This window comes from Pelotomaculum terephthalicicum JT, assembly GCF_022410535.1.
GTDB lineage: Bacteria > Bacillota > Desulfotomaculia > Desulfotomaculales > Pelotomaculaceae > Pelotomaculum_D > Pelotomaculum_D terephthalicicum.
On sequence record NZ_JAKNBL010000073.1, the window covers coordinates 1 to 5,496 of the forward strand.

General features: G+C 38.4%; 9 protein-coding genes and 1 pseudogene. All 10 read left to right on the forward strand.

The window, feature by feature from the left end:
• The coding region (locus L9W92_RS18280; protein ID WP_240085178.1) for a hypothetical protein at positions 1 to 190 on the forward strand (190 nt) is incomplete at its 5' end.
• 33 nt (positions 191 to 223) lie between these two features.
• Entirely contained in the window at positions 224 to 439 is a 216-nt protein-coding gene (locus L9W92_RS18285) for a helix-turn-helix domain-containing protein (RefSeq protein WP_240085179.1), read from the forward strand.
• A 31-nt stretch (positions 440 to 470) separates the two neighbouring features.
• Positions 471 to 698: a DUF739 family protein gene (locus tag L9W92_RS18290; protein WP_240085180.1), complete on the forward strand. Its 228-nt coding sequence runs from the start codon at positions 471 to 473 to the stop codon at positions 696 to 698.
• 386 nt (positions 699 to 1,084) lie between these two features.
• The gene (locus L9W92_RS18295; protein WP_240085181.1) at positions 1,085 to 2,689 is read left to right on the forward strand and encodes a DNA primase family protein; all 1,605 of its coding nucleotides are present in this window, start codon (positions 1,085 to 1,087) and stop codon (positions 2,687 to 2,689) included.
• Between the two features lie 408 nt (positions 2,690 to 3,097).
• Positions 3,098 to 3,460 (forward strand): hypothetical protein, encoded by a 363-nt coding sequence (locus tag L9W92_RS18300; protein WP_240085182.1) that lies wholly within the window; start codon positions 3,098 to 3,100, stop codon positions 3,458 to 3,460.
• Positions 3,453 to 3,698 (forward strand): hypothetical protein, encoded by a 246-nt coding sequence (locus L9W92_RS18305; RefSeq protein ID WP_240085183.1) that lies wholly within the window; start codon positions 3,453 to 3,455, stop codon positions 3,696 to 3,698. The genes L9W92_RS18300 and L9W92_RS18305 overlap by 8 nt, the downstream gene beginning before the upstream one ends.
• Before the next feature lie 245 nt (positions 3,699 to 3,943).
• Positions 3,944 to 4,093 carry a terminase small subunit gene (locus tag L9W92_RS18310; protein ID WP_376741833.1) on the forward strand — a complete coding sequence of 50 codons (150 nt, stop codon included), beginning with the start codon at positions 3,944 to 3,946 and terminating at the stop codon, positions 4,091 to 4,093.
• Between the two features lie 345 nt (positions 4,094 to 4,438).
• Positions 4,439 to 4,684 carry a hypothetical protein gene (locus L9W92_RS18315; protein WP_240085184.1) on the forward strand — a complete coding sequence of 82 codons (246 nt, stop codon included), beginning with the start codon at positions 4,439 to 4,441 and terminating at the stop codon, positions 4,682 to 4,684.
• The gene (locus L9W92_RS18320; protein WP_240085185.1) at positions 4,681 to 5,001 is read left to right on the forward strand and encodes a hypothetical protein; all 321 of its coding nucleotides are present in this window, start codon (positions 4,681 to 4,683) and stop codon (positions 4,999 to 5,001) included. The genes L9W92_RS18315 and L9W92_RS18320 overlap by 4 nt, the downstream gene beginning before the upstream one ends.
• Before the next feature lie 30 nt (positions 5,002 to 5,031).
• Positions 5,032 to 5,304, forward strand: a pseudogene (locus L9W92_RS18325) (IS110 family transposase); the annotation flags it as partial.
• Positions 5,305 to 5,496: the final 192 nt, after the last annotated feature.

Sequence of the window (5,496 nt, forward strand, 5' to 3'; positions counted from 1 at the left end):
CCCTCAAATATTATTCAAAAAAGATGACAGGCGGACTAACGGACTTTTTCATTTTTGGTCACTTTATCCGTCAAAACATGGACAACTTATACCAGCTGTTTTTGGTCATTATGCGGTAGCATTAACAAAATGGTTCTCAAAAGCCAAGACCGCTGACTGTTGGAAAGATTGCCAAGGCACTGAATGTTAAAGTTGAAGATTTAATTGAAGGGAGTGAATAAGGATGGAAGATGTACTTTACACAGTCAAAGAAGTTTCAAAAATGATAAAGACTAATCCAGCATATGTGTACAGTCTTATCAATAGCGGTCTTTTACCAGCATTGAAGCTTGGATGTTATAAAGTAAGGAAAACAGCCTTGCTGGAATTCCTTGAAAGATATGAAGGTAAAGACCTGACCAATATCAATGAAATTGCAGACCTGCACAGGGTAAGCTAAAAAACTAAAATTTGAAAGGGTGGAAATTAAGATGTTTATTATTTTCAATCACAAAAAGCTGGAAGAAAGAATCAATGAAAAGTATGGCAACCAGGATGCTTTTGCAAAGGCAATGGGAATGAGCAAGGAAAAGATGAATTCAAGGCTGAAAAGTGCAACTGACTTCACACAGCCTGAAATTAATAAAGCCTGTGAACTGCTGGACATACCGCCTGTTGAAATCCCTGTCTACTTCTTTGATGTTGAATACCAGGGTTAAATGGCAGCACTCTATTTTACAGCAGAAAGGCAGGTAATAAATACATGGCAGAAGATTAGGAAAGCAGTGGATTTTTCAAGGCATTTACCCCTGCAAAGCCTGGAACAAAAGAACCAAAACTTTCATACACCAAGGAAGAAAACCAGTGGTCTTTAGGCGAATGTGAAACCAGTGATGGAATCCTTGGACTTCTGACCCCTGATTCAATAGCTTTAGATGCTGATGACCAGGTTAATTCAGACAACCTTCTGAAAATCATCCAGGGTGAAGAATTATCCTGTGAGGTAACCCAAAGGGAAGCAGGAAGGGGCATTCATGCCCTGTTCCACAATGAAGAAGGCTTTGTCCAGCAGAACCACACTAAAGTGATGCTGGCTTGTGGGGTAATGGTTGATATAAAGACAGGCAGCAGGAATGGGTATGTCTGCCTGAAGTTCAAAGGTGTTGAACGATATTCAATTTATAGCAAACAGCCATACCAAAGCTTGCCAAAGTTCTTTTCACCAATCAAAGGCTGCAATGTAAATTTTGCAGACCTGGGTGATGGTGATGGACGTAATGATACGCTTTGGAAATATATCCTGACCCTTCAGGCAGCAGACTTCACAGTTGATGAAATCAGAGAAACCATCAGGATAATCAATAAATATGTACTCAAACAACCCTTGTCTGAACAGGAATTGGAAGTCATCCTGCGTGATGATGCTTTCAAGAAGCAGTCATTCTTTAAAGGTACAACCTTCCTGTTCGACAAGTTTTCAGAGTTCATCAAACGTGAATCCCACATCATAAAGCTTAATGGAAGGCTGCACATCTATCAGGATGGGGCATACACCAGTGATTACAAGAAAATTGATGCAGCTATGCTGAAGCACATCCCACAGTTAAGCAGGGCAAAGAGGGCTGAAGTCATGTCATACCTGGACTTAATGTGTGAAAACAAGCAGATTCATGGAAGCGACCTGATTGCTTTCAGGAATGGGATATACAATCTGAATGATGATTCATTTTCCCCACTGACACCTGATGTGATTATCACCAACATGATACCGCATAATTATAATCCTGCTTCTAAATCAGACTTGGTTGACACTGTACTGAACAATATTTCCTGTGGTGATGAAAAAATTAGGGCACTGCTTGAAGAAATGGCTGGCTCATGTATGTACCGCTCAAACACTCTTGCTGGCGGTAAGGCTTTCATTCTTACTGGCATAGGTGCAAATGGAAAGTCAACATTCCTGGACATGCTGAAAGCAATGCTTGGGGAAAACAACTTTTCTTCCCTTGACCTGAATGAACTATCTGAAAAATTTCAGAATGCTGAACTGTTTGGAAAGCTTGCAAATATCGGTGATGACATAAATTCTGAATACATACCGAATGTGGCAATCTTCAGGAAGTTGGTCACTGGTGAAAGGATTCAAGTGCAGAAGAAAGGTCAAGACCCCTTTGAATTCAACAATTATGCAAAGATGATGTTTTCAGCAAACAATATCCCCCGAATGGGTGGGGCAAAGGAAAGCTATTCAATTATGCGAAGGTTGGTAATCATACCCTTCAATGCAAAATTCACAAATGATGTTGAAGGGTATGACCCTAACATCAAGTATGAGCTACGGACACAAGAAGCAGTTGAATATTTGATTCAACTTGGTCTGAAGGGCTTGAAAAGAGTGCTTGAAAACAAATGTTACACAAGTTCAAAGGATGTTCAAGAAGAACTGAATGACTTTGAACTTAGAAACAACAATATTTATGCCTTTGTCAAGGAATGCGAAGCTGAAGATTTCAGGATTGAAAATGAAAAGACAAATGAAGTATACAAGCATTACCTGGAATTCTGTATTAACAATGGCATTCAAAGACCTTACTTGAAAATTGAATTCTCAAAGCAGATTTGCAAGATGCTGTGTTTCAAGACTGTGCAGCAGAAGAAACTAGGGGAAAAATATCAGGTTTTTATAAGTGCGGTACAAGATACAGGGTAATCTTGTACATATCTTGTACTAGCATCTTGTACCGCTGAAAGCCTTGATATTACTGAATTATTTCAGATGGTACAAGAACAGTACAAGATGTCTTGAAGTCCTTATATAAAAAATCTAACTAATGCTATAAAAGACATAGTAATAAAAATATATAAGAAATAAGAAATATCTTGTACTACTTGTACCGCAAACCCCGAAAACCGCATAAATACTAAGGTTTTAGCGGTACAAGATGAAAAGGTTCTTCTTGTACCATAACTTGTACCAACTATGAAAATCAGAAAGGATGGTCAGAAAAATGAATGAAACAGACAGCATATTTTCAGAAATAGTTGCAGCCTTGATTGATGTCAAGGTGATTGTGTACCAGTGGTTAAATAAATTAAATCATGAAAGGATGGAATTAAAATGAGGTCATTTTTAAAATTGAAAAATTTATTGAGTAACAAAAGCACAGAGGTCTTATTTGCAGGTGTTCAGGTAGTCAATGAAGGTGAAAAGGGTGAATACTACATTGATTCAAGAACCCAAAAAAATGAAGATGGTTTGTATGTGGTCAAGCCTATTGCCTGGTTAGGCGGTTATTGGTATATATGCCCTGATTGCGGTCAGTTACACAGAACAGAAATGGTTGGATTGGGCAAGATTCAGCCTGGATGCTGCTTAGATATTGATTGTGAAAGGCATCAATATCTGAATGGTGAACACTTCCTGGTGAAAAGACAACCAATCATATTTGATGACGAATTGGGGGATGAAGCTGATGAATAACACAGTATCCCTTCAGGAAGTAACACCTGACATTGGTGAAAAAGCTGCACAGGTTTTGAAAGACAAACGGGCTGGTTATCGTATCTACATAACAAAAAAGCCAACTGACTTTCCTGACCAGGCATCAAAAGAACAGTACATCAAGAATGCTTATTATTCAGGGCAAACCTTGGATGAAATTGCAGATGATGTTGGCTTATCCCCTGAATATGTTGGGAAGATTGTTCGGAAGAAATAAAATTGAAAAGTTAATTTCAAAAACCACTATATATGGTGCAAAACGTGTCACAAATATCCATATATAGTGGTTTTCTATATACGTCAAGGGGCAAGTCTTATATAATTATTATATAAGGTTTTGCTGTTTCCATCCTGTCTGTGAAGCCATTCAGCTTCTTGGTTGTAAGCCAGGCACTTGCAATCAGGAAGCTGAAATGGTGTTAATGGATGATTTACACACCCTAAAAGAAAGAAGGTGATTTGATGAATAAAAAGCAGAAACAATTTGTTGATGAATACTTGATTGACTTGAATGCTACACAGGCAGCTATCAGAGCAGGTTATTCACCAAAGTATGCTGACCGTATGGGTTATAAATTGGTAGAGAATAGTAGAGTTTCAGACGCTAAATAAAGCAATGGCTGAAAGAAGCAAAAGAACTGGTGTGAATCAAGACAGGGTTGTTCTTGAATTGGCAAAAGTAGCTTTCCTGGGTAGACCGCAGACGGTTAAGAGATACTGACAGTGCTGATTTTAGAAATGAGATAACACCCAAAATCAAAAGTATAAACAATACGCTTAAATCACTGCAAAAATCGGCAGATGAAGAAGAAAATGCTTTGATTGAAAATTTCCTTAACCGTAATGAAGAAATTATCAATCATCTTAACCAATTGGTAAAAGATGAATATAGCGTAAGTAAAATATCAGAAGAAACGGATAACATGTTCAGCTTGATTTGTACTTTGGAGCGGTTTTATGAGTGACTACATACAGCAGCAATTGGATAAGGCTTTACAGCTTAACAGGCAGCGGAATCAAGATTTATCAGTGGTGAAAAACACCATGACCAAACGCAGGGGGCAATATCTGATGGCAATCAGTAAGGAAGAAAAGGAACAGTTGGCTGCAAAGGTCAACAAGTTCTATGATGGGCAAATCAACAAGATTTATGAAACCATAGGTTTAGAAAATCCATTTACGGAAAGGAAAGATGAAATATGAAAATAGGACTTAAAGCCAAAATTGAAGCAATTATCACTGGTTACAAGGCAAGCTTTGAAACCCAAGTGAAGGAAATCAAACAGGTCATTGATGAATGGAAAGACCAGGTGGACAAATTTAAGCTTGAATATATCAAGGAACAGATAAGTTCAGGTCTTTCAGAAATCAGTGAGAATTACAGCAAGGTCAACAAAGTCTACAATCAGAAGCTTAAAGCGGTCATTGCAGATGCAAAAGCACAGATTCTGCCCAAAGAAGTTGCAAAACCTGCTGATTATACAGCCAAGGTTTGGATTAAAAAGATGGGCATACACTGATGCTTGGAATGTTGGTTATACAGCAGGTGAAAGAGCAGTATCAGCAAGCGAGGAAGGCGACGGTTAAGATCACTGCTGTTCCAGGCAATCATGCCGCTGGTAGCCAATAACAAAGGTTTTCAGGAACTGCACAGCTATTATACTACCAGGAGCCAAAATCCACTAAAGAAGAAACAATCGTTGGTACTGCTAAGCTGTAAGTTAATCAGGGTATTTTTCGCCTTGTTGACTAAAGGTATCGCATATGACCCAGATAAGATGATGAACGACATCAAAAGACCGTTACTACAGGAAGCAGCATAAGTAAGACACCACAAAAGATAGCTGAGAAATACCAGATGAACATTGACAAAACGAGCCGGGATTAGTTAGTACGAAAATAGGTCTTTGAAAACTCCATATGCCCGCAAGATCTTTAGGCAAAAATGGCAAATTAACTTAACCCAATGCAATTGCATGCATTGGCTAAACACAAAATCTTATTAAATAGCTAGA